This is a genomic window from Pauljensenia sp. UMB3104, from assembly GCF_030217285.1.
Lineage (GTDB): Bacteria > Actinomycetota > Actinomycetes > Actinomycetales > Actinomycetaceae > Pauljensenia.
Map to the genome: position 1 here is coordinate 1 of NZ_JASONN010000542.1, position 242 is coordinate 242.

Below are 242 nucleotides of genomic sequence, written 5' to 3' on the forward strand. Positions count from 1 at the left end.
ATCTTGCGTGGTAGCAAGTGCTCTGGTCGCAATCTTGTTCGCCTTGCTACTTATCTGGTTTGCCTCACCTGCCAGGCGGTTCGCGCGGGTAGCAGCAATGTTGGCGTCCTTAGCGAGGCGGTTGGCCTCCTTAGCCGCGCGTTGGCTGATTTTCGTGTCACGGCGTGCCAGGACAGCAACAATCAGGCCCCCAGTAGCTATGAGGAGCGAGAGCCCGTTGATGGCTAGTTCCGTAATGTGCA

The 242-nt window shown here is 57.9% G+C and carries 1 protein-coding gene; it reads right to left on the reverse strand.

Annotated features, from left to right (window positions below; translation table 11 throughout):
• Window positions 1–242 (reverse strand): hypothetical protein (locus tag QP415_RS12715; RefSeq protein ID WP_285100312.1); only part of this gene is annotated, 242 nt, incomplete at both ends.